27 protein-coding genes are annotated in these 23,628 nt (G+C 57.9%); 16 read left to right on the top strand and 11 right to left on the bottom strand.

Annotation, left to right across the window (positions count from 1 at the left end; genetic code table 11):
• The first annotated feature begins 1 nt into the window (after position 1).
• The gene (locus GOV88_RS15250) at positions 2-1,015 is read left to right on the top strand and encodes an iron ABC transporter permease (protein ID WP_171240966.1); all 1,014 of its coding nucleotides are present in this window, start codon (positions 2-4) and stop codon (positions 1,013-1,015) included.
• 73 nt (positions 1,016-1,088) lie between these two features.
• Here the strand turns inward: GOV88_RS15250 and ureG are convergent, their stop codons facing one another.
• The 9 genes from ureG to GOV88_RS15205 all read right to left on the bottom strand — a co-directional run bounded on the left by ureG (position 1,089) and on the right by GOV88_RS15205 (position 6,546).
• A complete protein-coding gene (gene ureG / locus GOV88_RS15245) occupies positions 1,089-1,733 on the bottom strand; it encodes an urease accessory protein UreG (protein ID WP_171240965.1) in 645 nt (214 codons plus the stop codon).
• On the bottom strand, positions 1,730-2,401 hold the full coding sequence (locus GOV88_RS15240; protein ID WP_254449246.1) for an urease accessory protein UreF: 672 nt from the start codon (positions 2,399-2,401) through the stop codon (positions 1,730-1,732). Before GOV88_RS15240 ends, ureG begins: the two co-directional genes overlap by 4 nt.
• The gene (locus GOV88_RS15235; protein WP_171123801.1) at positions 2,367-2,819 is read right to left on the bottom strand and encodes an urease accessory protein UreE; all 453 of its coding nucleotides are present in this window, start codon (positions 2,817-2,819) and stop codon (positions 2,367-2,369) included. The genes GOV88_RS15240 and GOV88_RS15235 overlap by 35 nt, the downstream gene beginning before the upstream one ends.
• A gap of 28 nt (positions 2,820-2,847) precedes the next feature.
• Complete coding sequence (locus tag GOV88_RS15230; RefSeq protein ID WP_171123798.1) at positions 2,848-3,072, bottom strand: hypothetical protein; 225 nt, start codon at positions 3,070-3,072, stop codon at positions 2,848-2,850.
• Between the two features lie 115 nt (positions 3,073-3,187).
• Positions 3,188-4,948: an urease subunit alpha gene (gene ureC, locus GOV88_RS15225; RefSeq protein WP_171123796.1), complete on the bottom strand. Its 1,761-nt coding sequence runs from the start codon at positions 4,946-4,948 to the stop codon at positions 3,188-3,190.
• Complete coding sequence (locus tag GOV88_RS15220) at positions 4,948-5,253, bottom strand: urease subunit beta (RefSeq protein WP_171123794.1); 306 nt, start codon at positions 5,251-5,253, stop codon at positions 4,948-4,950. Before GOV88_RS15220 ends, ureC begins: the two co-directional genes overlap by 1 nt.
• Positions 5,250-5,411, bottom strand: coding sequence for a peptidase M23 (locus tag GOV88_RS15215; RefSeq protein ID WP_171123792.1), 162 nt, complete (start codon positions 5,409-5,411; stop codon positions 5,250-5,252). The genes GOV88_RS15220 and GOV88_RS15215 overlap by 4 nt, the downstream gene beginning before the upstream one ends.
• A gap of 15 nt (positions 5,412-5,426) precedes the next feature.
• On the bottom strand, positions 5,427-5,729 hold the full coding sequence (locus GOV88_RS15210; protein ID WP_152460019.1) for an urease subunit gamma: 303 nt from the start codon (positions 5,727-5,729) through the stop codon (positions 5,427-5,429).
• A 1-nt stretch (position 5,730) separates the two neighbouring features.
• The gene (locus GOV88_RS15205) at positions 5,731-6,546 is read right to left on the bottom strand and encodes an urease accessory protein UreD (protein WP_371808253.1); all 816 of its coding nucleotides are present in this window, start codon (positions 6,544-6,546) and stop codon (positions 5,731-5,733) included.
• Positions 6,547-6,944: 398 nt separating this feature from the next.
• Between GOV88_RS15205 and urtA the strand changes: the two genes are divergently transcribed.
• The 15 genes from urtA (at position 6,945) to GOV88_RS15130 (ending at position 22,030) form a co-directional block, all read left to right on the top strand.
• Positions 6,945-8,225: an urea ABC transporter substrate-binding protein gene (urtA, locus tag GOV88_RS15200; RefSeq protein WP_171126269.1), complete on the top strand. Its 1,281-nt coding sequence runs from the start codon at positions 6,945-6,947 to the stop codon at positions 8,223-8,225.
• A 61-nt stretch (positions 8,226-8,286) separates the two neighbouring features.
• The gene (gene urtB, locus GOV88_RS15195) at positions 8,287-10,239 is read left to right on the top strand and encodes an urea ABC transporter permease subunit UrtB (protein ID WP_171240964.1); all 1,953 of its coding nucleotides are present in this window, start codon (positions 8,287-8,289) and stop codon (positions 10,237-10,239) included.
• Between the two features lie 3 nt (positions 10,240-10,242).
• The gene (gene urtC, locus GOV88_RS15190) at positions 10,243-11,472 is read left to right on the top strand and encodes an urea ABC transporter permease subunit UrtC (protein ID WP_171240963.1); all 1,230 of its coding nucleotides are present in this window, start codon (positions 10,243-10,245) and stop codon (positions 11,470-11,472) included.
• Positions 11,469-12,209: an urea ABC transporter ATP-binding protein UrtD gene (gene urtD, locus GOV88_RS15185; protein WP_171123781.1), complete on the top strand. Its 741-nt coding sequence runs from the start codon at positions 11,469-11,471 to the stop codon at positions 12,207-12,209. Before urtC ends, urtD begins: the two co-directional genes overlap by 4 nt.
• 3 nt (positions 12,210-12,212) lie before the next feature.
• Positions 12,213-12,908 carry an urea ABC transporter ATP-binding subunit UrtE gene (urtE, locus tag GOV88_RS15180; protein WP_171240962.1) on the top strand — a complete coding sequence of 232 codons (696 nt, stop codon included), beginning with the start codon at positions 12,213-12,215 and terminating at the stop codon, positions 12,906-12,908.
• Between the two features lie 283 nt (positions 12,909-13,191).
• Positions 13,192-13,374 (top strand): Flp family type IVb pilin, encoded by a 183-nt coding sequence (locus GOV88_RS15175; protein ID WP_174834559.1) that lies wholly within the window; start codon positions 13,192-13,194, stop codon positions 13,372-13,374.
• Positions 13,375-13,428: 54 nt separating this feature from the next.
• Positions 13,429-13,611, top strand: a complete 183-nt coding sequence (locus tag GOV88_RS15170) for a Flp family type IVb pilin (protein ID WP_174834558.1) — start codon at positions 13,429-13,431, stop codon at positions 13,609-13,611.
• A 163-nt stretch (positions 13,612-13,774) separates the two neighbouring features.
• Complete coding sequence (gene cpaB / locus GOV88_RS15165) at positions 13,775-14,626, top strand: Flp pilus assembly protein CpaB (protein ID WP_171240961.1); 852 nt, start codon at positions 13,775-13,777, stop codon at positions 14,624-14,626.
• 27 nt (positions 14,627-14,653) lie between these two features.
• Complete coding sequence (locus GOV88_RS15160) at positions 14,654-16,210, top strand: Tad domain-containing protein (protein WP_171240960.1); 1,557 nt, start codon at positions 14,654-14,656, stop codon at positions 16,208-16,210.
• Positions 16,207-16,698, top strand: coding sequence for a TadE/TadG family type IV pilus assembly protein (locus tag GOV88_RS15155; protein WP_171240959.1), 492 nt, complete (start codon positions 16,207-16,209; stop codon positions 16,696-16,698). The genes GOV88_RS15160 and GOV88_RS15155 overlap by 4 nt, the downstream gene beginning before the upstream one ends.
• A complete protein-coding gene (locus GOV88_RS15150) occupies positions 16,695-17,333 on the top strand; it encodes a TadE/TadG family type IV pilus assembly protein (RefSeq protein ID WP_171240958.1) in 639 nt (212 codons plus the stop codon). Before GOV88_RS15155 ends, GOV88_RS15150 begins: the two co-directional genes overlap by 4 nt.
• Before the next feature lie 11 nt (positions 17,334-17,344).
• Positions 17,345-18,547, top strand: a complete 1,203-nt coding sequence (locus tag GOV88_RS15145; protein WP_171240957.1) for an AAA family ATPase — start codon at positions 17,345-17,347, stop codon at positions 18,545-18,547.
• Between the two features lie 49 nt (positions 18,548-18,596).
• On the top strand, positions 18,597-19,994 hold the full coding sequence (locus GOV88_RS15140) for a CpaF family protein (protein WP_171126260.1): 1,398 nt from the start codon (positions 18,597-18,599) through the stop codon (positions 19,992-19,994).
• Positions 19,995-20,005: 11 nt separating this feature from the next.
• Positions 20,006-21,034 carry a type II secretion system F family protein gene (locus tag GOV88_RS15135; protein ID WP_171240956.1) on the top strand — a complete coding sequence of 343 codons (1,029 nt, stop codon included), beginning with the start codon at positions 20,006-20,008 and terminating at the stop codon, positions 21,032-21,034.
• A gap of 12 nt (positions 21,035-21,046) precedes the next feature.
• Positions 21,047-22,030 carry a type II secretion system F family protein gene (locus tag GOV88_RS15130; protein WP_171240955.1) on the top strand — a complete coding sequence of 328 codons (984 nt, stop codon included), beginning with the start codon at positions 21,047-21,049 and terminating at the stop codon, positions 22,028-22,030.
• A 3-nt stretch (positions 22,031-22,033) separates the two neighbouring features.
• On the opposite strand, the gene GOV88_RS15125 is transcribed toward GOV88_RS15130, so the two are convergent.
• Entirely contained in the window at positions 22,034-22,525 is a 492-nt protein-coding gene (locus GOV88_RS15125; RefSeq protein ID WP_171240954.1) for a prepilin peptidase, read from the bottom strand.
• Positions 22,525-23,370 carry a LuxR family transcriptional regulator gene (locus GOV88_RS15120; protein ID WP_171240953.1) on the bottom strand — a complete coding sequence of 282 codons (846 nt, stop codon included), beginning with the start codon at positions 23,368-23,370 and terminating at the stop codon, positions 22,525-22,527. The genes GOV88_RS15125 and GOV88_RS15120 overlap by 1 nt, the downstream gene beginning before the upstream one ends.
• Between the last annotated feature and the right edge of the window lie 258 nt (positions 23,371-23,628).

The following is a 23,628-nucleotide window of genomic DNA, read 5'->3' as shown; positions in this document are numbered from 1 at the left end:
TATGGGCCGTTTTGGCCTGACACTCTTGCTTGGGGCGGTTGTTGTGGCCGCCCTTTTGCTGGTTTCGACCATTTACGGCACGACGCAAATTCCAGCCGCGGTTGCGTTGGATGCGGTGATGCTGGGCACCGGCATGGCGGATGGCGAGGTGTCGCCGCTGCACCGCATTGTCTTTGACCTTCGCTTGCCGCGTGCATTGTTTGCGGCCGTGATCGGTGCAGGGCTGGGCGTTGTCGGCGTAGTGCTTCAGACCACAACACGCAACGACTTGGCTGATCCCTTCCTGTTCGGCCTTTCGTCGGGTGCGGCGGCGGGTGCGGTTTTCGTCATTACGGTGACCGGCGACATCCTGGGATTCTGGACGCTGCCGCTGGCTGCATTTTGTGGCGGGCTTGTCGCGTCGGGAATTGTGCTGGCACTGGTTCACGGGTTGCGCACCAGTGCGCCGGAAAAGCTGATCCTGGCGGGGTTGGCAGTTTCGTTTCTGTTTTCGGCGATCACGAACTATCTGATATTTGCGGGCGACAGTCGCGCCGCGCACTCGGTCATCTTCTGGATGCTGGGTGGACTGGGTCTGGCCCGATGGGAGACATTTCCGCTGGTCTGCGCCGGGATGTTTCTGATCTTGATGTATACCCTGTGGCGCAGTCGCTGGCTGGATGCGCTTTTGACCGGCGACTTGACGGCAGCGACGCTGGGCGTTCCGGTACAGGCATTGAGGTTCCGCATGTTTTTTGTAGCGGCACTAGCGACCGCCGTTTTTGTTTCGGTTGCGGGGGTTATCGGTTTTGTCGGGCTCATGGTGCCCCATATCGCACGTGGGATCGCTGGGCCTCTGCACAACCGTCTTGTGCCCGCTGCCGCCATCGTCGGGGCGGCTTTGCTGACCGGTTCAGATATCCTCAGCCGCCTGTTGCTTGCGCCTCAGGAACTGCCAGTGGGTATTGTTACCACCTCGATCGGGTCGGTTTTTGTTTTTCTTTTGTTGTTTAAAACAGCAAGGGACACGAAGTGACGAAGGCACTTTTGTCTAGGTCGAAAAGTTTGCCTGCAATCTCGCGATGAGCTTCCATTGCCAGGGGGCTGCGCTAGGCGGCCCCCTCGGTCACGGCGACGGGAATATTCAGCCCCCCGATTTGCGCCAGCAGGTCAACGACCTGATCCACGCCCTTGCGATGCCGCAGCGAAGTGAACACGAATGGGCGACCGTTGCGCATCTTCGTCGCGTCTCGGTCCATCACCTCCAGCGACGCGCCAACATGCGGGGCCAGATCGGTCTTGTTGATGATCAGGACGTCCGATTTGGTGATCGCAGGACCGCCTTTGCGCGGAATCTCTTCACCCGCGGCCACGTCGATCACATAGAGCGTAACGTCCGCCAGTTCCGGGCTGAACGTGGCAGACAAGTTGTCGCCACCGCTTTCGATCAGAACGACCTCGACGTCGGGGTGACGCGCCTGCATCTCGGCAACAGCCGCAAGGTTGATCGAGGCATCCTCGCGAATGGCCGTATGCGGGCAGCCGCCGGTTTCGACGCCGATGATCCGGTCCTGCGGCAGGATTTGCATCTGCATCAGCGCCTCGGCATCTTCGCGGGTGTAGATGTCGTTGGTGATCACGCCAACGGATACCCTGTCGCGCAGCGCTTCGGACAGGGCGGCGGTCAGAGTTGTCTTGCCTGCGCCAACAGGACCACCGATGCCCACGCGCAGGGGGCCGTTCATTTTGCTCATGTTCGGAACATCCTTGAATATTGAGTTTCGTGTTTCATCGACGCGACATCTGTCAGAAACGCCGTCGACCCCAGATCATCCAGCCCCAAGGTCACAGCGCCCGTCGCCACATGCTGACACAAAGGCGTTAGATCGCGGATCATCCGCTGCCCTTCGGTTTGACCCAACGGTACCAAACGCGTCGCACACGCGACCAGATTGGACATGAAGGCCTGCAGGTACATCTGGGCCGTCAGGGCGAGCGGCAAGCCCTGTCGCTGTGCAGCGTATCCCACGGCGACCGGGTAGGTCAGGGTGCCCAGCTCCACCGCCCAGACATCTGCGGTTATGCCGCAAAACGCCTCTCCCAGCAGTCGAGTTTCCATCAACCGCTCGGACGAGGCGCAGAATGCGCGCGCAGCCTGATCCACCTCGGACAAGGAGGTGGTGGTCTGTGCCGAATACGCGGCTGAAAGAAATATGCAATCATTCCGGCCAGAGCCGTATTCGATCACATCGGCAACCCACTCCTTTGTGTCGGCGGCGTTGGCAACGCTGCCGCACTCGATCGCCCATTCCAGACCGTGTGAATACGCGAACCCTCCCACCGGATAAGCAGGCGAGAGCCATTGGGTCAGCGTCAGGATATCTGTGTCAGTGGGCGTGGCCATGGGTCCTGCCGTGGCCATAAGCACCACCTTCGGGGGTAAAGGGTTCCTGAACCTCACGCACCGTTGCGCCGATTTTCAGCAACATGTCGCGGATGACGTGGTCGATTTGGATCAGCAGGCGGTCCGCTTCGACCTGACAGGGTGTGTGGCGGTTGCCGATATGCCACGCGATGCGGGTCAGGTCGGGGGCCGTGACTTCCAGCAACGCTTCTGGCGCGGCCTGGATTTCGACCTCGCGCCCGTCGTCAAGGATCAGGGCACCGCCATGATCTAGCGAGGTTGTTTGTGACAGATCAATCAGAATCTGCTCACCGCTTTCACAGGTCAGCACCTTGCGGCGCAGAAAGCGATCTTCATAAGTCAGTGACAGGTGGTCGGCGGGGTCACCATGCGTATGGTCGGAATACTGCCGTGCCGTGCAGAGAAGAGCTGTCATGCAGTTGCCCCCCCTGCCAAAAGCCCGGTCAAAGCCAGATTGAATCCGCGAAGACGCGGTGTGGGATCCGGTCGCGTGTCAACCCGAGCTTGCGCAAGTCTTCGTCGCTGAGGGATTGAAGAAATCTGATCTGCTGAACGCGCGTTTGTGCGTCTGCCATCCGGATAAGAAACGAATAGATCGACGTCCCGAAGGATGCGATCAGTCCGGGTAGCGAAACGCGCGGGGTGGTTTGCGGTGCTGAATGTGCCATGTGGACCTTCAAACTTGTTGGTCCTCCCTTGGTCTTCATGATGTGTCATGTCGGCCTCGTTTTGTAGTAGATGTTTGGTCATGGCTGCGTTGCATATGCTGCAACGCAGCATGTCTCAGAACATGAAATAGCGTTGCGCCATGGGCAGAACCTCGGCGGGTTGGCAGGTCAGCAACTCGCCATCGGCGCGGACCTCATAGGTTTCGGGGTCAACCTCGACCTGCGGCGTGGCGTTGTTCAGCAACAGGTCGCTTTTGCCGATATTGCGGGTGTTTTGCACCGCGACGGTTTGCTTGGCCAACCCCAGTGTATCACCAACTCCCGCAGCCTGCGCCGCGCCCGAGACAAAAGTGATCGCCGAATGTTCGACCGAACGCCCATAGGCCCCGAACATCGGACGGCTATAGACCGGCTGCGGTGTCGGGATCGAGGCATTGGGGTCGCCCATCTGCGCGCAGGCGATGGTGCCGCCCAGCAGAACCATCTCGGGCTTGACCCCGAAAAAGGCCGGGTTCCACAGCACCAGGTCGGCGCGCTTGCCTTCTTCGATGCTGCCGATCTGATGGCTCAGGCCGTGGGCTATCGCCGGGTTGATGGTGTATTTGGCGATATAGCGGCGCACGCGCATATTATCGTTCTCGCCAGTTTCCTCGGGCAGGCGGCCGCGCTGTTTCTTCATTTTGTCGGCGGTCTGCCATGTGCGGATTAGAACCTCACCCACACGGCCCATAGCCTGACTGTCCGAGGCGATGATGCTGAACGCGCCCATGTCGTGCAGGATATCCTCGGCCGCGATCGTCTCGCGCCGGATGCGACTTTCGGCAAAGGCCACATCCTCGGGGATGGATTTGTCGAGGTGGTGGCACACCATCAGCATATCCAGATGCTCTTCGACAGTGTTCACGGTGAAGGGGCGCGTCGGGTTGGTCGAAGACGGCAGAACGTGGTTCTCGCCGCAGATCTTGATGATATCGGGGGCGTGACCACCGCCTGCGCCTTCGGTGTGGAAGGCGTGAATCGTCCGGCCTTTCATGGCCCCCACGGTGTTCTCGACAAAACCGGATTCGTTCAGCGTGTCGGTGTGGATCATGACCTGCACGTCCATCGCGTCGGCCACCGTCAGGCAGCAGTCGATAGCGGCAGGGGTGGTGCCCCAATCCTCGTGTAGTTTCAGGGCGCAGGCGCCCGCGTTGATCTGCTCCTCCAGCGCGGCGGGCAGCGAGGCGTTGCCCTTGCCCGCAAAGGCCAGGTTCATCGGAAACGCGTCGGCGGCCTGCAACATCCGCCCGATATGCCACGGTCCTGGCGTGCAGGTGGTGGCCAGCGTCCCATGCGCAGGGCCAGTGCCGCCGCCCAGCATGGTGGTCAGGCCGGAATGCAGCGCATCCTCGATCTGTTGTGGGCAGATAAAATGGATATGGCTGTCGAAACCCCCGGCGGTCAGGATACGCCCTTCGCCCGCAATAGCCTCGGTGCCGGGGCCGATGATGATATCGACGCCGGGTTGCGTGTCGGGGTTCCCGGCCTTGCCGATCTTGGCGATGCGCCCGTCTTTCAGGCCTACATCCGCCTTGTAGATGCCCGAGTGATCCACGATCAGCGCATTGGTGATGACCGTGTCCACGGCCCCTTCGGCCCGCGTGGCCTGAGACTGCCCCATCCCGTCGCGGATCACCTTGCCACCGCCGAACTTGACCTCTTCGCCGTAAAGCAGCGCGTTGTCGCCGGCGCCCCCGGTAGCAGCGGCACCCGCGCGTTCGGCGGTCAGGTCGCGTTCAACCTCGATCACCAGATCGGTATCAGCCAACCGCAGCCTGTCGCCGGTGGTGGGGCCGAACATGGCGGCATAGTCAGAGCGTTTGATTGTTGCTGGCATCAGAGCGACCCCATGACCTTTTGATTGAACCCATAGATCTTACGCGCGCCCCCGATGGGGATCAGCGAGACCTCGCGCGCCTGACCGGGCTCGAACCGGACGGCGGTGCCGGGGGCGATGTCCAGACGCAGCCCGTGTGCGGCGGCGCGGTCGAAATCCAGCGCTGGGTTGGTTTCGGCGAAATGATAGTGCGAGCCGACCTGAACCGGGCGGTCACCAGTATTGGCGACCATCAGGGTGATGGCTGAGGCACTTGCGTTAAGGGTGATCTCGCCCTTGGCCGGGAACAGCTCGCCTGGGATCATTTGTTCAGCTTTACCATCAACGCGAAGGCGGCCAGCGCGACAACGGCCAGACCAACGCCCAGAGTGGCGTAATCCGAGCCATGCGCATGGATATGTGTTCCGTTATGGGCTGCCGCAGGGCCAGCAAGGATCAGGGCGGGGAAAAGCATACGGGTCATGTTAGTGTTCCTTTCTTAGCGAATAGGGTTGTGGACGGTCACCAGTTTGGTGCCATCAGGGAAGGTGGCTTCGACCTGAACTTCGTGGATCATCTCGGGCACACCTTCCATGCATTGCGCGCGGGTGATCACTTCGGCTCCGGCCTGCATCATATCGGCAACCGAGCGCCCATCGCGCGCGCCTTCGACCACCGCGTCGGTGATCAGCGCGATCGCCTCGGGGTGGTTCAGCTTGACGCCTCGGGCCAATCGCTTGCGGGCGACCTCGGCGGCCATGGCGACCAGCAGTTTGTCTTTTTCACGGGGGGTCAGGTTCATGTCAGATCATCCAGCATCGGGGAAGCGTGTCATTGTTCAGCCGCCGCAGCACCGGCATCAGTGTTCGACGGAGGGTAAAGCTGTCTTCGGCAAGCACCCGGATCACCAGCAGATCGCTTTGGATCAGCGAGGCTCCTGCGGTGGAGGGCAGCATCGCGCGGATAGGGCCGATCTGACCCTCGGCAGTGGGTGAGGCAAAGGCGACCAGCGCCATCGCCCCCGCACCGCCCGCGATATGTGTCTTGGCCAGGTGGGCGTGCAGATCACCGTCGAACTGCATCGCGTCCATAAACAGAGGTGCGCCATCACGAGCGATCTCAATTCGGTCTCGCAGGCGGATATTGGTCAGGGTCTCGCCCATCGCCATGCGACCAAAGATCAGGGGTTCGACCATCAGGGCGGTGGCATCCGGGGCAAGGTCGATCTGCAACCGGCGATCCAGCGCGCTGCCGTCGAACAGAATGGTTTCCTGCGGTAGCCAGTTCAGCCGCGCGCCCGGAGCGACGCTGAGATGGTTCACGATCTGACCTGACGGGCCGGGTTTGGCCTTGTACGCGCGTTCGCAGGCTTGGGTGGTCAGGGTCAGGGTCGTGCCATCGCCCGCGTGGCCGCTAAAGCGGAATGCGTCCCCGCCCGTGATGCCGCCAGCGGTGTTCAGCAGCACCGCGTCCAGCGCGTTCCCGTCGGTTCGGGGAAACAGGCACTTAAATGACCCCGATTGGCGAAAACCGTCCAATACCGACTTTTCGCCCAATTGCTTTGCACTTAGCCGAATCGCGCCCTTCGCGCGCGGCGGCATCGCGTCTTGCTTGGGCAATATGGAGGCATGTTGAGTAATGGCGCACCTGCGGAACCAGAAGTTATGCTGCTTGTTTCAACGTTTGCGCGCCGGAACTCTATTCTTCGACGTCGGTTTTCGTCGGTTTTCCGCAGTACGTGATTAATTTTTGGGCGTGACCTCAGGCGGCTGGTCAAAAAACAGGCAGATACGGCGGATTGTGAAAAATGATGGGCCCTGCATTTGCTAAATTCTCGGCGATGCAGAAACCGTATGGGTGCCCGCCGAGGAGACGACCCGGGGGTGTGTGACGGCTGCGCGAATTGGACCTCGGACACAACCGCCACACGGAACGCAACAACAGTTGCGGGGATCAGGTAGAAGAAGAGTGCGCGTCTGCGCAAGCCCTCTCTCCCGGCCCCGCCCAGGAGAATCATATGACATCTCTCAAATCCACGCTCGCCGGATCACTTGTCTTTGCCGCCATGGCGACCGCTGCACTGTCTGCTGAAGACACGATCAAAGTCGGTGTATTGCACTCGCTGTCGGGCACCATGGCGATTTCGGAAACCACGCTGAAAGACACCATGCTGATGCTGATCGACCAGCAAAACGCCAAGGGTGGCCTGCTGGGCAAACAGCTTGAGGCCGTGGTCGTTGACCCCGCATCCGACTGGCCGCTGTTTGCGGAAAAAGCGCGCGAGCTGCTGACCGTACATGAGGTGGATGTGATCTTTGGCAACTGGACGTCGGTCAGCCGTAAGTCGGTTCTGCCGGTGATCGAAGAGCTGAACGGCCTGCTGTTCTACCCTGTTCAGTATGAGGGCGAGGAATCCTCGAAAAACGTCTTCTATACCGGCGCCGCGCCGAACCAGCAGGCGATCCCTGCGACTGACTATTTCCTGGATGAGCTGGGCGTCGAGAAATTCGCGCTGCTGGGCACCGACTATGTGTACCCGCGTACCACCAACAACATTCTGGAAAGCTACCTGAAGGGTAAAGGCATCGCGGACGAGGATATCTTCGTCAACTACACTCCGTTCGGTCATTCTGACTGGTCCAAGATCGTGGCGGACGTTGTCGCGCTGGGCGCGGATGGCAAGAAAGTCGGTGTGATCTCGACCATCAATGGCGACGCGAATATCGGCTTCTACAAAGAACTGGCCGCTGCGGGCGTTTCGGCGGATGACATTCCTGTCGTGGCCTTCTCGGTCGGTGAAGAAGAACTGTCGGGTCTGGATACCGCGAACCTGGTCGGTCACCTGGCCGCGTGGAACTATTTCCAGTCGGCCGATACCGAAGCCAACGCTGAATTCGTTGAAACATGGAAAGCCACCATGGGTGACGAGCGTGTGACCAATGACCCGATGGAGGCGCACTATATCGGTTTCAACATGTGGGTGAACGCCGCAACTGAGGCTGGCTCGACCGAGGTCGACGACGTACGCGCCGCGATGTACGGGCAGGAGTTCCCGAACCTGACTGGCGGCACGGCGGTTATGCTGCCGAACCACCACTTGGCGAAACCGGTTCTGATCGGTGAGATTCAGGAAGACGGTCAGTTCGACATCATCAGCGAAACCGAGGTTGTGCCGGGTGATGCCTGGACAGACTTCCTGCCAGAATCGGCGGTTCTGATCTCGGATTGGAAAGAGCTGGGCTGCGGTATGTACAACACCGAGACCAAGACCTGCGTTCAGACGCTGTCGAACTACTAAACCAGATGCAAGGCGGGTGTGATCGCCCGCCTTGCCCATAAGACACCTCGGGTTTCTCTACATGTTACGACTATTCCTTGCGGGCCTCGCAATTCTGTGCGCCTGCCTGACTGCCAACGCGCAAGAGGGCGGTCTGCAACCGATCCTGCAAGAGCATCAGGAGATCATCGCCAAAAGCTCACGCAAGACGATCGGACCTGCGATTGACGCGATTGCCAGCAGTGGTTTGCCTCAGGCGCAGGTGATGCTTGAGACTTGGGCCGCCAAGAATGTGTGGATGCGCAAGTCGGATGGTCTGTTCTTTGCCGGTAAAAAGGGTGAGGGACGTTCTTATGAGCTGACCGATTTCGACACCGGCGAAGTTGTTGGCACGTACGAGAAATCTGACCTGAAACAATTGAAGCCCAATAGTGGTATCCGCGCAATGATCGGGACGGCCTTGGTGCAATTCCAACTGACCGACCCGGACCGTGCGAAACGCGCGGCCGCGTTGCAATCTATACAACGTGATCCTGAAGGGGCCTTGCTGGCCCCCCTGCGCGCGTCGATTGAAGATGAACCCGACGAGGCGTTGAAGGCGCAGAAACAGCGGCTGGAGCGGTTGCTGACCATTGGTTATGACGAAGACAATGCAGCGCGCGTTGCCGCGATTGAGGACATGTCCGGCGATCTGGACGTGGATGTCCGCGCAGCGCTGAATCCTCTGGTCGTGACCAGATTGCAGACGGCTGCGGAATTGCCCTCGGATGAGAATATAGCGACCGTGCTGGAGCCCGGATCAGACGTACTTTCACGAGATGCGGCCTATGACCTGCTGGTTGTCAGCGATCTGGCCGCCCCGCGCATTTCACCGGACGATATCCGCTCTGCACTGGCTGCTCATATCGACGGTGGCCGCGTCGGCGACGTCCCTGTCGCGCAACTGAATACAGACGCCACCCGCGCACAGGCTTATGCGGCGCTGGCAGAAACCGGACTTGTTCCTGCGCTGGTCACTGAGGCCGATATCGACGCCGCGCTGGGCGCACATGTGTTCTTTGAAACCTACGCAGAGCCGTCGCCCGAAGTGACCTCCGCCGCCGCGCAAGCGCTGGAGAAGATCGAGCTGAAGGTCGGCCTGAACCAGACGCTCGATTTGACGCTGGACGCGATCTCGCTGGCGTCGATCTATTTCCTCGCGGCCATCGGTCTGGCCATCACCTTCGGCGTGATGGGCGTGATCAACATGGCCCATGGTGAGTTCATCATGATGGGCGCCTATACCGGCTACGTGGTGCAGCAGTTCATCCCCGACCATACGCTGTCAATCATCGTCGCCATCCCGATGGCCTTTGCCGTCACCTTCGCCATGGGCGTCGCGATGGAGCGGTTGGTGATCCGCTGGCTCTATTCCCGTCCGCTGGAAACGCTGCTGGCAACCTTCGGCATCTCGATCGCGCTACAGCAATTGGCCAAGAACATCTTTGGCACGCAGGCGCGCCCGCTGACCGCGCCCGGCTGGCTGGACGGAGCATGGGTGCTGAACGATGTGGTCTCGATCAGCTATATCCGTATCGCGATCTTTGTGCTGGCGATGATCTTTTTGGGGCTGTTCCTTTACATCATGAAGCGTACCCGGCTTGGGCTTGAGATGCGCGCGGTGACGCAGAATCCGCGTATGGCCGGGTCGATGGGGATCAATCCAGGGCGGGTGAATATGCTGACCTTCGGCTTGGGCTCGGGCATCGCCGGGATTGCGGGCGTTGCGATTGGGTTGTTCGCCAAAGTCACGTCCGATCTGGGCAGCGACTATATCGTGCAGAGCTTCATGACCGTGGTCGTTGGCGGTGTCGGCAACATCTGGGGCGCACTGGCGGGCGCTGGCATGATCGGCTTCCTGCAAAAAGGGATCGAGTGGATGAACCCGTCGAACACCCTCGCCGCGCAGACCTACATGATCATCTTCATCATCATTTTCATTCAGTTCCGGCCAAGGGGCATCATCGCCCTCAAAGGCCGCGCGGCGGGGGATTGAGCCATGGAACGCAGCTTTGTCGCAAAGAATCCCTCGGTGCTGGTCTTTCTGGCCATCCTGTCCCTGTTCACTTTGGGCGTAACTGTCCTGTCCGAAGGGTTCGGGATCGGCGTGATCTCGACCAGTTTCGTCAAGACGCTGGGCAAGACCCTGTGCCTGTGCCTGATCGCCGTCGCAATGGATCTGGTTTGGGGCTTTACCGGTATCCTGTCCCTCGGCCATTTCGCCTTTTTCGGGCTGGGCGGCTACATGATCGGCATGTGGCTAATGTACGAACGCACCCGCCTGATCGTGGTCGAGTCGCTATCGCAGGCTGATATCCCGCCAACCTCAGCCGAGGTCGTGGACGCCATCGGCACGCAAATCTTCGGCGTGGTCGGATCGTCCGAGTTCCCACTGATCTGGGCCTTTTCGGACAGTTTGTTCCTGCAACTGGCGCTGGTCGTGCTGGTGCCCGGCCTGCTGGCGCTGATCTTCGGCTGGTTGGCATTCCGCAGCCGGGTGACGGGCGTGTACCTGTCGATTCTGACCCAAGCGATGACTTTGGCGCTGGCGCTGTACCTGTTCCAGAACGACAGCGGGTTGCGTGGCAACAACGGCCTGTCGGGTCTTCAGAACCTGCCCGGCGTCACGGCCTCGCAGGACGTGGTGTCGATTTGGTTCCTCTGGGCCTCGGCACTGGCCTTGGGGCTAGGATACATGCTGGCCGCTTGGGTCGTGTCGGGCAAGTTTGGCTCGGTCATCCGCGGTATCCGCGATAACGAGGCGCGGGTGCGGTTCCTTGGATACTCGGTCGAGGTCTATAAGCTGGCCGTCTTCACCCTGACCGCCTGCATCGCAGCCATCGCGGGCGCGCTTTATTACCCGCAAGCGGGCATCATCAACCCAGAGGAAATGGCCCCCATCGCCTCGATCTATCTGGCTGTCTGGGTCGCCATCGGTGGGCGCGGCCGCCTTTACGGCGCAGTCATTGGTGCGGCTTTCGTCAGCCTGCTCAGCACATGGTTCACCGGCGGGCAGGCGTCGGATATCCCGCTGGGGTTCTACACGATCAAATGGGTCGACTGGTGGCAGGTGCTGCTGGGCGTGTCCTTTGTGCTGGTCACGCTGTTCGCCCCGCAAGGGATCGGGGGGCTGTTCGACCTCTGGACCAACCGTCGCGCGCCACAGCGCCACGGCGCGGACCTTGGGCCTGATGAAAGCGCACTACGCGAAAAGGAGGCCACGGAATGAGCACTCTGCTAGAGGTCAGCGGCGTTTCTGTCACTTTCGACGGGTTCCGTGCCATCAACAACCTGTCCTTTCAGATCGGCAACGCGGAACTGCGTGCCGTGATCGGTCCGAACGGGGCGGGCAAAACCACCTTCATGGATATCGTCACCGGCAAGACCCGCCCTGACGAGGGCCGCGTGATCTGGGGCGAGAAATCCGTGTCCCTGCTGCGGATGAGCGAGGCGAAAATCGCGCAGGCAGGCATCGGGCGGAAGTTCCAGAAACCCACCGTGTTCGAAGATCAGACGGTGCAGGAAAACCTGCTGATGGCGTTGAAGAACAAACGCGGGTGGTTGGGCGTGCTGTTCTATCGCCCTTCAACGGTTGATCTGGACAAGGTCGAAGAACTGGCCGCCGAGATCGGCTTGAAAGATGAACTGACCCGCAAATCCGGCGAACTCAGCCACGGACAGAAGCAATGGCTTGAGATCGGCATGCTTCTGGCGCAGGAACCGCGCCTGCTGCTGGTCGATGAGCCCGCCGCCGGGATGACGCCGCAGGAACGTGAGCATACTACCGACCTGCTGGTGCAGGCCGCGAAAACCCGTGCCGTGGTGGTGGTGGAACACGATATGGAATTTGTGCGCCGTTTGAACTGCAAGGTCACGGTCCTGCACGAAGGCGCGGTTCTGGCCGAGGGGTCTTTGGACCACGTGACATCAAATCAGGACGTCATCGACGTCTATCTGGGGCGCTAGGCGATGCTGACACTTAACGATCTGACCCTGCATTACGGGCATTCGCAAATTTTGAACGGCATCTCGATGCTGGCTGCACAAGGCGAGGTGACCTGCGTGATGGGCACCAATGGTGTTGGCAAGACCAGCCTGATCAAGGCGATCTCGGGGACGCACCCACGATCCGGCGGGCAAATGGTGCTGAACGGAGAGGAGCTGGGCATCCTGCCTGCGCATCGCATGGCATGGAAAGGTGTGGCGTATGTCCCGCAAGGCCGAGAGATTTTCCCATTGCTGACCGTGCGTGAGAACCTGGAGACCGGATTCGCCTGCCTTCCAAAAACCGAACATCACATTCCCGATGAAATTTTCGAGCTGTTCCCAGTGCTCAGACAGATGCAGAATCGCCGGGGGGGTGATCTGTCCGGTGGGCAACAGCAGCAACTGGCAATCGCACGCGCTTTGATCACCAAACCAAAGCTGCTGCTGCTGGATGAGCCGACCGAAGGCATTCAGCCAAATATCATCCAACAGATTGGAGAAGTCATTCGCCACCTTCGCTCCAAAGGTGAAATGGCAATTGTGTTGGTCGAACAGTATTTTGACTTTGCTTATGACCTTGCTGACCGCTTTGTCGTGCTGAGGCGTGGTGAAATCCTGATGAAGGGCAGCAGGCTGGATCTGTCGCGTGAGCAAGTCCTTCAGGGTGTAACTGTCTAAACTAAATAGATTTTATTTTTCTGTCCCGCCTTGCGTATGTGAGGCGGGATTTTTTGTGATCGCATTAAAGAATCCTTAAGAATCATGGCGCGACTCACCTGACTGAGGCCGAATTTAGGACACAAATCTGCCCCAAACGACAAAAAATTCCCGTTATACGGGAAAACTTTTGCGTTTGTGGGGAGGTTTGGCAGCTTTCCGCTTGGTAACCATTTGTTAACGGGGATGTCTGCCTCGTGTGTGCGGATTTCGCACGTTGGTAAAACAGTCTGGAGTAAAAGTTATGTCGAATTCCATTCGCAAAATTTTCCTGAAGCTGCGCAAAGACGAGCGCGGCGCAACCTTGGTGGAATATGGTGTTGCACTGCTGGTTGCGATTATCGCCGGTGGTACTTTCCTGACCACACTGGCTGACAACACGAACTCGAACTTTAGCGACGCTACTTCGGCGATTCAAACCCGCTAAGTCGCGTGAATCCTGTGCGCTGGCTGCACAACCATATCTTTTCTGGAGAAAAACATGTCTAATTCTATTCGCAAGATTTTCCTGAAGCTGCGCAAAGACGAGCGCGGTGCAACCTTGGTGGAATACGGAGTTGCTCTGCTGGTTGCGATTATCGCAGGTGGCACATTCTTGACCACACTGGCTGACAACACGAACTCGAACTACTCGGACGCCGGGGTAGCGATCACTCAGCGCTAACTCTGGGCGGCCTGAGTTCTTAAAACAGCTAACCCCCGCGCTTTTAGCGGGGGGTAGCGCCCAACTTAATCAGTAGCGTCAGTTTGATTACCGTTTTGTAAAGTTACACAGCAATTCGCCCAAATCTGACTGCCAAAGCCGACTTCGGAAATTGGAGGGCAAAATGCGAGTTAAATCATTTTTGATGACAGTCTTCGGGGTCGCCTTGGCGGGGGGCGCAGTATTCTGGGCCCAAGACCAGCTTGAAAGAAACCAAGCAGCGGCTGTCGACACCACCATCGTTAGTGTCGTCGCCGTGGCGGATAACATCGCCTTCGGTAGCCCGATCGAAAGATACAAGCTTACTACGATTGATTGGCCGGCCGACTCTGTTCCGCCAGGCGTATTTACAAGTTTCGACGATGTTGTTCCCACACCAGGCGGCGAGCCGCGCCGCGCGAAGCGTGCCCTGGCGCAGGGAGAACTTCTGCTGGCATCCAAAGTTTCGGAATTTGGTGAAAAAGTCACCATTGTTCAGACGCTTAGTGAAGGCAATCGTGCTATGGCGATCAACGTCAACGCGCAGACCGGCGTTGGTGGCTTCGTCACCCCCGGCGATTTTGTCGACATCGTACTGACACGCGGCAGCGACGATACTCTGCGCGCCCTGACCATCCTGCAAAACATCCGAGTTGTCGGCGTTGACCAGAAAACCGATGAAGAATTAGACCAGCCAGGAATTGCCCGCACCGTAACGGTCGAAGTGACACCGGATGAAAGCCAACGCCTGGCGCTGGCGCAGAAAGCCGGACAGCTGAGCCTGTCTTTGCGGTCGCTGGATGAACTGGACGACAAGCCGCTGGAAACCGTGCGCCTGAGCGACATCCTGCTTGAAAAGTCACCGGTTGATGACGGCACGCCGCAGCCTGTGGTGAAGGTACGCCGCGGCATTACGGACGTCCAAGAGGTTCCGGTCGTAAACAACACTACAGAAGAAGAGACACCTGTCACTGATACGTCCAGCACCGTGAATTAAGGCGCGTCGAATTTGTCCGGAGGGTTAATGATGTTCTCGTTACGTACTTTCAGGAAAGAAGAAGACGGAACCATCCTGGTCTTTGCGGCCCTATGTCTGGCCATGATCATCGGATTTGCCGCTTTGACCTTTGACCTTGGACGTATGGCGTCGACGCAAACTGACCTTCAGGCCTACGCCGACCACGTAGCCTTGGCCGCCGCCGGAGAGCTGGACGGAAACGCAGATTCAATCACACGTGCTACAAATGCGGCTGGTGCGATGATTGCGGACAAACAGTTCTTTGCCGATGGTGATAAATCCCTGGATTCGGCGGCGGATTTCTCGCTTCGTTTCCTGACAGGTTTGCCGACCCCGGCAGCAGATCCTGACGACGATGATGCCGTAGACAGCTTTGTCACGACCGACCCGGCTTTGGCTGTCATGGTTGAAGTGACAGCGACCCCAAGAACTGTATTCATCCCGTTTGCTCGTGCGCTGGCATCTTTGGTCGGTGCAGCGACTCCCAATGAACAGGTCGGTGCCCAGGCGATTGCAGGGTACACGTCTTACGCCTGTGACGTGACTCCGCTGATGTTCTGCATTCCTCCGGGTTGGTCTGCCAGCAATCCTGCGGTTGTTGGATCAACCATCAAATTACGCACCGGCGGGAATAATGCGCCCTGGGGCCCCGGTAACTTTGGCTTTCTTGATCCGACGGACTATGGGGTTAACCCGCTTGGGCCCTGTGCCGGTCTGAACGGTTCCAATCTTTACATTTGTCTGATCGCGGCCGAGGGCAACAAGGGTCGGTGCATCGCGCAGCGTGGCGTTGATACCGAGCCGGGTCAGCGTCAGGGGATTGGCGGTGCGATCTACAATTCGCGCTTTGATTACTTCACCTCAACTTTGAACAACAAGAAAAACGATCCGGCCTATGCGCCCGGCCCTCAGGTCATTTCTGGTTGGGTTCGGTCTGGCGGCAACGGTAATGGCAACGGAAATGGTGGCGGCAATAGCTGCATCAGTGGCCAACCAACGCTGTCGACTGACACTATGCCGTTCCCGCCGGATGATTGCTTTGCCGATAATTCCTGCAGCTTTGCAAGCGGTGACGGTGGTCGCTTTGGCGATGGAAACTGGACGAATGGTAAAGCGGCTTACCTGGACATGAACTATGGCAACGGTCCCAACAATGATCTGACTCCGCATCCTTCGATCGCGAATGGACTCATTGCAGAGCCAGCGGGAACGACGCGCTACCAGATGTATCTGGACGAAATCGCAAAGTTTAGCGGCGGCAATATTCTGGAAGGTCGCAGCGAAAGAGGTATTCCGCAGTGTAATACGCCTGCGAATACCGATCCTGACCGTCGGACCTTTATTCTTGCTGCCATCGACTGTGCTGCGAATAATATACAAGGTCGCGCGACGGATGTGCCTGTAAAGGAATACGTAAAAGGCTTCCTGATCCAGCCTTTGGCGAACTCGGCCGGTACTGACTTTGACATCTATTTGGAAGTTGTCAGCCAGGTCGGTGGTGACGGTCTGGGCGGCAACGAAGACGACGGAATCTTCCGCGACGTCGTGAGGTTGTACCGGTGAAACGCCTGATCGCTCATATCACGCGGCTCAAGCGCTGTGAGTCAGGCGCGCCGATGGTCGAGTTTGCCATCATCCTTCCGGTCCTGCTGCTGTTCATCGCGGTTATTATCGAAGGCGGCCGGATCACCTGGATCCATCAGGCGACGGCAGGTGGTGTTCGGGATGCGTCCCGCATGATTGCCCGCATTGCTCCGCTTGACTTGTGTAATGCCGGAACCGTCGGGACCTATGACACGCTTGCGACCACTATCGTCACCAACCAGTTGGGTGGCTCGTCGATCATGCCGGGTGGGACGACTGTCGTGGATGTCACCCCGACCTGTATCCCCCGTGTAGGAACCTATCGGGTCAACCCGGCGTCTATCGTCGAAGTTTCGGCCGAGGTTGAGATCGACTTTATCTTTGGTGGGGTTTTCGGGTGGTTCGGCGACTCGCTGACATCCATTACCACCGTGATTTCGGATCAAAGCAGGGTGTACGGCGTATGAGACAGCTAGCCCATATCGCAAGGTTGCTTGGCCGACAGGACCGTGGCGCGGCATTGGTCGAATTGGCCATCGTCATTCCAATATTCCTGTTCCTGATTTTTGGCGTCATCGACTACGGTCGCCTGTATTGGTCAACAACGGCTGCGCAGAAAGCGATGCATACCGCCGCGAGACTGGCAACCGTCGGTCCGCCTCAATGTGGCGCGCTGCCTGCGTCGCATGACCTGTCTGGAACTGCGCCGGGTGACACACGATTTGGAACGCTGTGCCGCAGCGGGAATATCTGTGCGGTCCCCAACCTTCCGGCTCCGTGCACGTTGGACACGTCGACGGCCTATGGCGCGCGTATCTGGGACGAGATCGGCCCGTTGCTTCCGCCTGGAACGACGGCAACCAATGTTCAGTTCACTTATTCGCATGACTCTCGGCTTGGATTCCTCGGTGGACCCTATACGCCGGTTGTCACAGCAGATCTCATTAATGTCGACTTCAATTTCGTGATGCCTTTGGCAGGACTGGCTGCCTTGGCAGCCGGAAACCCCGGGGTCACTTCCAATACCCCAAACAGTATTTCCCTTCCCGCCATGAGCACTTCGGTACCTGCCGAAGATCTGGCTGTCGGGGCGGTAGAGTAAGGAGAAAGATAATGAGTGCTAAGCAGATTTCAGTATTGTTAATTTCGCCTGACGAACAAATCTATTCGGCGATCGAAGGATCCCTGGCCAGTCAGGATAACTGCACGTTCACCGGTCAGAAGGACACGGTCGAGGGTGCCAACGGATCGGCCGTCTCGCTGACCGCGCTGCATGATGTTGTGCTTTTCGACGTGGACGAGAATTCGGACACCATGCTTGAGACCGCGCAATCCATCTGCGATGCCCGGATGCCGAACGCAATCATTATCGCTCTGGCCCCTGAAGACCTGCCGCTTGAAAAGGCGCGTCAGCTCACGAAGCTGGGCGTAGATGATGTTCTGCCCCGTAAGGCGATTAACGAAGAAATCGTTCCTCAGGTAGACGCAATCCGTGCCCGCCGCCAGGCTCAGTTGCCCGCCGTTTGGGGCGGTCAGGCGACTCTTGGCAAGGTCATTGCCGTAGCGAAGTCCCGAGGAGGGGTAGGGTCTTCGCTTGTTGCCGCGAATATGGCCAACGAACTGCAGTGCAAGGAAGGTTTTTTCAAGAAAAAGGCCGCGAACGACGTCGCCGTCGTCGATCTTGACTTCCAGTTCGGGTCCATCGCGGCCCTGATGGACGTCGAAGAAAGTGACGCGATGTGGCGGATGGCTATGGAAGAAAGCATCCCTGACAGTGCGTTTCTGGAACAGGCCATGGTGAAAGCGCCCTGTGGCGTAGACGTTCTGGCCGCGCCGTCGCGCTATGGGCCGCTGTCTGCAATCAAGGAAGAGCAAATCTCGGCCATTCTTGATAGCCTGCGGCGCACCCATGACTATGTCGTCGTGGATTTGCCTCGTGCTCTGGTCGAGTGGATCACACCTGTTCTTGCTCAGGCAGACCGGTTGTACCTGGTCACGGACGTCGCGGTTCCATCGGTTCGGTCCGCCCGTAAACTGATGGACTTCTATCAAGCCGAAAATCCGGCGATTGATATTCAGCTTGTCGCCAGCCTTGAGAAGAAGCCGCTGTTCCCCGCCGCGCACCATCGAGCAGCGTCGAAACTGCTGGAAAAAGACTTTGCCTATTGGGTGCCAAAGGATGATCGCACAGTGCGTGAATCCGTTGATCGCGGCATCCCGCTGCAGGAGGTCTCAAACCGGGCACCTGCGACGCGCGCCATCAAGAAGCTGGCAGATGAAACCCGTATCGCAATGCCGCCTCGTGCCGGTAAGTGATCGGTCGCCATCTGTAGACGTGAATTAACAAGTAATAAGGGTTTGGAATATGTTTCGTGAATTTGACAGAACAGGTCGCACATCTTCTGGCGCAGCCAAGATTGTGGCTTTGGACACGAAGCAGGTTGCCGACAACCTGTCCGATATTGCAGCTTTTGATGCTGAGAAAAAGGCGAACCAGCAAGCAATGGAGCTGGAACGCATTGATCTGAAGGCGCGGATGCATAACTCGTTGCTGGATAAGCTGAATCTGGCCGTCATCGACAAGGTCGAAGAAGAAACGCTTCGCGGCGAGATTGGGAAACACGCAACGGAACTTCTTCGTGCCGAAGGTCGCGCGATGCGCAGCGAAGAGGTCAAGCAACTGGTCGAGGAACTGATGCATGAGGTTCTGGGGCTTGGTCCTCTTGAACCGCTGCTGGCCGATCCAACGATCAACGATATCCTGGTCAACGGGCATGAACAGATTTTCGTGGAACGTGCCGGTATTCTTGAAAAAACGTCGGCCCGGTTCCGTGATGAACGTCACCTGCTCAGAATTATCGACAAAATCGTCAGCCGCGTGGGTCGCCGTATTGACGAACGCCAGCCCTGGGTGGACGCGCGTCTGGAGGATGGCAGCCGGGTCAATGCGATCATCCGCCCCTGTGCGCTGGACGGCCCGGCGCTGTCAATTCGGAAGTTTGCACGCGTTCCGCTGACGATGCAGCGTCTTGTTCAGAACGAAGCCCTGAATGACAGTGCTGCGGCCCTGTTGCGCGGGCTGGTCGAAGCCAAGATGAACGTCTTGATCTCGGGCGGTACCGGTTCGGGCAAAACGACCATGCTGAACGCTTTGTCATCCTATATCGGTGCTCGCGAACGCATCGTAACGATCGAAGACGCCGCGGAACTGCAACTGCAGCAGGAACACGTCCTGCGCATGGAAACTCGCCCGGCAGGTCTGGACGGAACTGGTGCGGTGGCGCAGCGTGATCTGGTTCGCAACGCGCTTCGGATGCGTCCCGACCGTATCGTGGTGGGCGAGGTTCGCGGCTCGGAAGCCTTTGACATGCTGCAAGCGATGAACACAGGTCACGACGGATCGATGACCACAGTTCACGCCAACACGCCCCGAGACGCTTTGGCGCGGGTCGAGCAGATGGTTCAGATGGGTGGGATGGAGCTGCCGCACACGGCGATCCGGTCAACCATCGCGTCGGCCATCAACTTTGTGCTGCAGCTGAACCGTATGTCTGACGGCACCCGTCGTGTAACGTCCATTGCCGAAGTTACCGGTATGGAAGCAGACGTCGTGACCATGCAGGACATCTTTGTCTTCAAGCGTCAAGGCAAGGACGAAAACGGCAAGGTACTGGGTAAGTTCGTTGCAACCGGCATTCGCCCCAAATCCAGCGATGTTTTGGCCGCGGCCGGCGTGGACTTGTCTTCGGTCCAATTCAACTAAGGAGGTCGGCTATGTTTGAGCAAATTCGGGCTTTCTTTGCAGACATCGACATCAACGCCATTTTAGGCCCAGAGTTGGAAGTGGCCGGGTTTGACGCCCAGTTGGTTATGGCACTGGCCATTTTCCTGGGTGCGCTTATTGCCTTTGAAGGAATACGGCAGTTTCTGAAGCGCGGTGAAAACCGCGAAGAGGCGATCAATCGTCGCGTTCAGATGTTGAACCAGGGTTCAACCGGAGAAGACGTTCTGAACCTGCTGAAACCGCAGGAAGCCAGACCGCTGCTGCGGAAGTTTCCTTTTGTCGGCGATTTGCCTGCCGCGCTCAAGGCGTCTGGTTTGAACATGGTTCCCGAAGTATTTCTGTTGGCCTGCGTCGCAGCGTTTCTGATTTGTGCGATCGGCGGGTCGATGGTGGCTAACCCCCTGCAGGTAGTTCCGATTTCTGCTTTGGTTTTTCTGATCGGGCCGCTTGTTGCTTTGGGCGCCACGCTCCGTCAGCGTAAAGCTGCCTTGATCAAGCAACTGCCCGATGCGCTGGACCTGATGTCGCGCGGGTTGAAGGTGGGGCACCCGCTGAACGCGACCTTGCAAAGCGTCGCCGAAGAAATGCCGGATCCCATCGGAACAGAATTTGGCCTTGTCGTTGACCAAGTGGCCTTTGGCGAAGAATTGACGACGGCCATGAAGGCAATGGCCGACCGTATTGACGAAGAAGACGTTCAATACCTGGCCGTTGCGCTGATGATGCAGCACGGCACGGGGGGCGACCTTGCGGGTATTCTTCGCACACTGTCCCGCGTTATCCGTGCGCGCATGTCTTTGCGCCGCAAGATCAAGGCGATTTCGGCCGAAGGACGGATGACTGCTTATATTCTGTCAGCTATTCCGGTTCTGATCGCAGTATTCATGACGATTATTACGCCTTCATATTATGGCGATGTAATGGACGCTCCGGCGTTTTGGCCGGCAATGAGCGTCATTGCGGTGGCAGTCGTTCTCAATGCCTTCGTGATGTTCAAGCTCGTGAATTTCCGGATATAAGGAGCATTTACGATGGAATTTATTAGTTCACTTTTGGATGGTGGCTGGGCAACACAAGCCTTGATCCTTGGCCTTGTTGCTGTTGGTGCCATTATCGCTTTTCTGGGAATTTCGTCGTCGCTAAGCGAACGCTCCACAGCGGCCGAACGTATGATGCCGAGCCGTCAGCGTCAAAACCTGGCCCGTACAACAACCAATGACCTCGAAGGCGAGGCTCCGGTAGGGTTGAGCGCGGCCCTGATCCCAAGCGATGCCAGTGAGCGCTTCGAAGTTGGGCAGGTTCTGGCGAAATCGGGTTTTCGGGGAAAGAACGCGATTGCGGGGTATTATTTCCTGCGGTTGATGTTGGCCACGTCACTGCCTTTGCTGTTCATCCTGTTGCTGAACTGGCAGCCGGCGAACAGTGTCGGTAATTCCATCGGCAAATATATGTCAAGCTTGGACTTGATGGAAATCATCCGTAATGTCGCCATTTTGTGCGCGATTGGTTTCTTTGGCCCCCAGTACTGGATGAACGCGCGCATCAAAGAGCGTAAGCGGCTCATGGAAAATGCCTTTCCCAACATGCTGGATCTTCTTCAGATCGGCGTCGAAGCAGGAATGGGCTTTGATCAGGCCCTTCTGAAGGTCGCTGTGGAAATGCAGCTGGTTTCGCCCGAAATGTCCGAAGAAATCCTGATTGCGCTCAGTGAAATTCAGGCCGGTCGCGACCGTGACACAGCCCTCATGCGCATGGCCCGTCGCACCGGTATCGAAGAGATGAGTTCCTTCGTAAGCGTTGTCCTTCAGTCGACAAGATTCGGTGTGCCGCTTGCGGCAGCACTGAACACATACGCCGAAGAGATGCGCGAGTTGCGCGAATTGCGGGCGCAGGAAATGGCGAACAAACTGCCGGTGAAAATGTCGGGTGTGATGGCCTTCCTGATGCTGCCAGCAATCGCTGGCCTAATCCTGACGCCGATCTTTATCCGCTATGCTGAAACGTTCGGGAACTGATCGTTAACCGGTCAGTTCCGCGACTGATATGGCGATCAGCACTAATCCTGCCGACCCGATTGCGATGCCCATTGGAAACTCACGTGATTGGGCGGTCGACTTGAAACGAGGGGAAGTATCGCGCGCAAGACGGCGGAACAAGGCCATGCCAACCAGACCGACCGCCATCGCGGCCGCAAACAAGAACAGGTAGTTCGGTGTCTGGGTCGAAGGAACAGCAAGAAAGACGATGGGTAGCATCTTGGCGTCCCCCCCGCCAAGCCAGTTGATGGCAAACAGACCGAAACAGATCACAAAGCACGCCCCCGCGATCAGCAAGCGCAAAAGAAGCTCGTTCCATGCCAGAAAGGGTGCGGCAGCCACAAACAGGATCAGGCCCACAATGCAGTAGGTATTTGGAATCCGAAGTTGGGTGAAATCCGTCCAGGCCATTGCGACGAACAGCGGTGCGAACAGCCACAATGCCAGCCAATTTTGCCAGTCGGTGTCTGGCATCAAGCCCTTGCCTGATGCTGCTTTCCGTGCAGTGCTTCGCGTTCTTCGACTGAAACCAAACGTCTTGCCAGCATGTGAAAGTTATCCAGACCTGTTTTCGAATAGATATGCTTCAGATGCGTTCTAACAGTTGCTGGCCCAATTCCAAGCTCTGTGCCGATTCCTTGCGGAGAAATGCCGCGCGAAACCAGCGCGCATACGCGCCATTCAGCGCGGGTCAACCCAGCCGGGTTTCCTGTGCTTAGGATTGGAGTGTCCGTTGTGCTTTTCCGAATTGTCGACACTGTTTGGCGCGACAAAGCTTCGGTGACCAAACCCGGTCGACGGCTTTGGTAGGTTTCTGAAAGCTGCGGAGCGATCTGTTCAATGGCTTCCTTGAAACCAGGTTCGGGGGTTTGCCCGAAATGCAGCTCCAGAAAGTCGATCTCGCCCCCTTGGTGATCCAGGCAGACAAACAGAATGTCCTTAATCTTGCGATGAGTTACCCAATCGACAAGGACGGGTGACAAATCGCTGGGATCTTCACCATCCTCACGCAGGCTGAAAACGGATGCCCGTTTCGGCATGTTGCGGAAAGGGCCCAATGCATCGTTGGCAAAGGACAAGAACAGCGGGCGGCTGACGGCGGGATCACGCGTGTCCGCACGGGCGGCAACGCGATGCGCCCCCTTGTTGAGCCAGAGCCGGCTGATCACGCCGCATTCTGCACCGAAGGCTTCAACAATGCCTTTAAGCGCGGCGTCTAATACCAGACCACCTTGGCTCCAGTGAATGAAATTTATGATGGCTCTTGCGTGAAGCGTGTTAGGCAGCCACACTCCGCGATGAGCTTTCCCCCCATTCATGTCACACCGTTCCGTTACTCGTAAAAAACTACAGGTTAATGATTTATAAAGTCTTTTCACTTTTACCGATTCTGCTCGGCCTACCAGAAATATCACTTGAAAATGAACCGAAAATTAATTTTTAACTAATTCGAGGGTATCGTTTGGAAGTTGTGACTAATTAGTCGCCGTTGCGACGACAATGCGTCGTTTAACCTTTCACTGTGTCTGGGATTGGGCCGGAAAGCAGAGGCAATTCCAGCCGTTTTGTGCTGGTGT

Source organism: Ruegeria sp. HKCCA5491, from assembly GCF_013034565.1.
Classification (GTDB): Bacteria; Pseudomonadota; Alphaproteobacteria; order Rhodobacterales; family Rhodobacteraceae; genus Ruegeria.
Note: the sequence above shows the minus strand (reverse complement) of the source record. Positions and strands in the feature narration are given on the sequence as shown.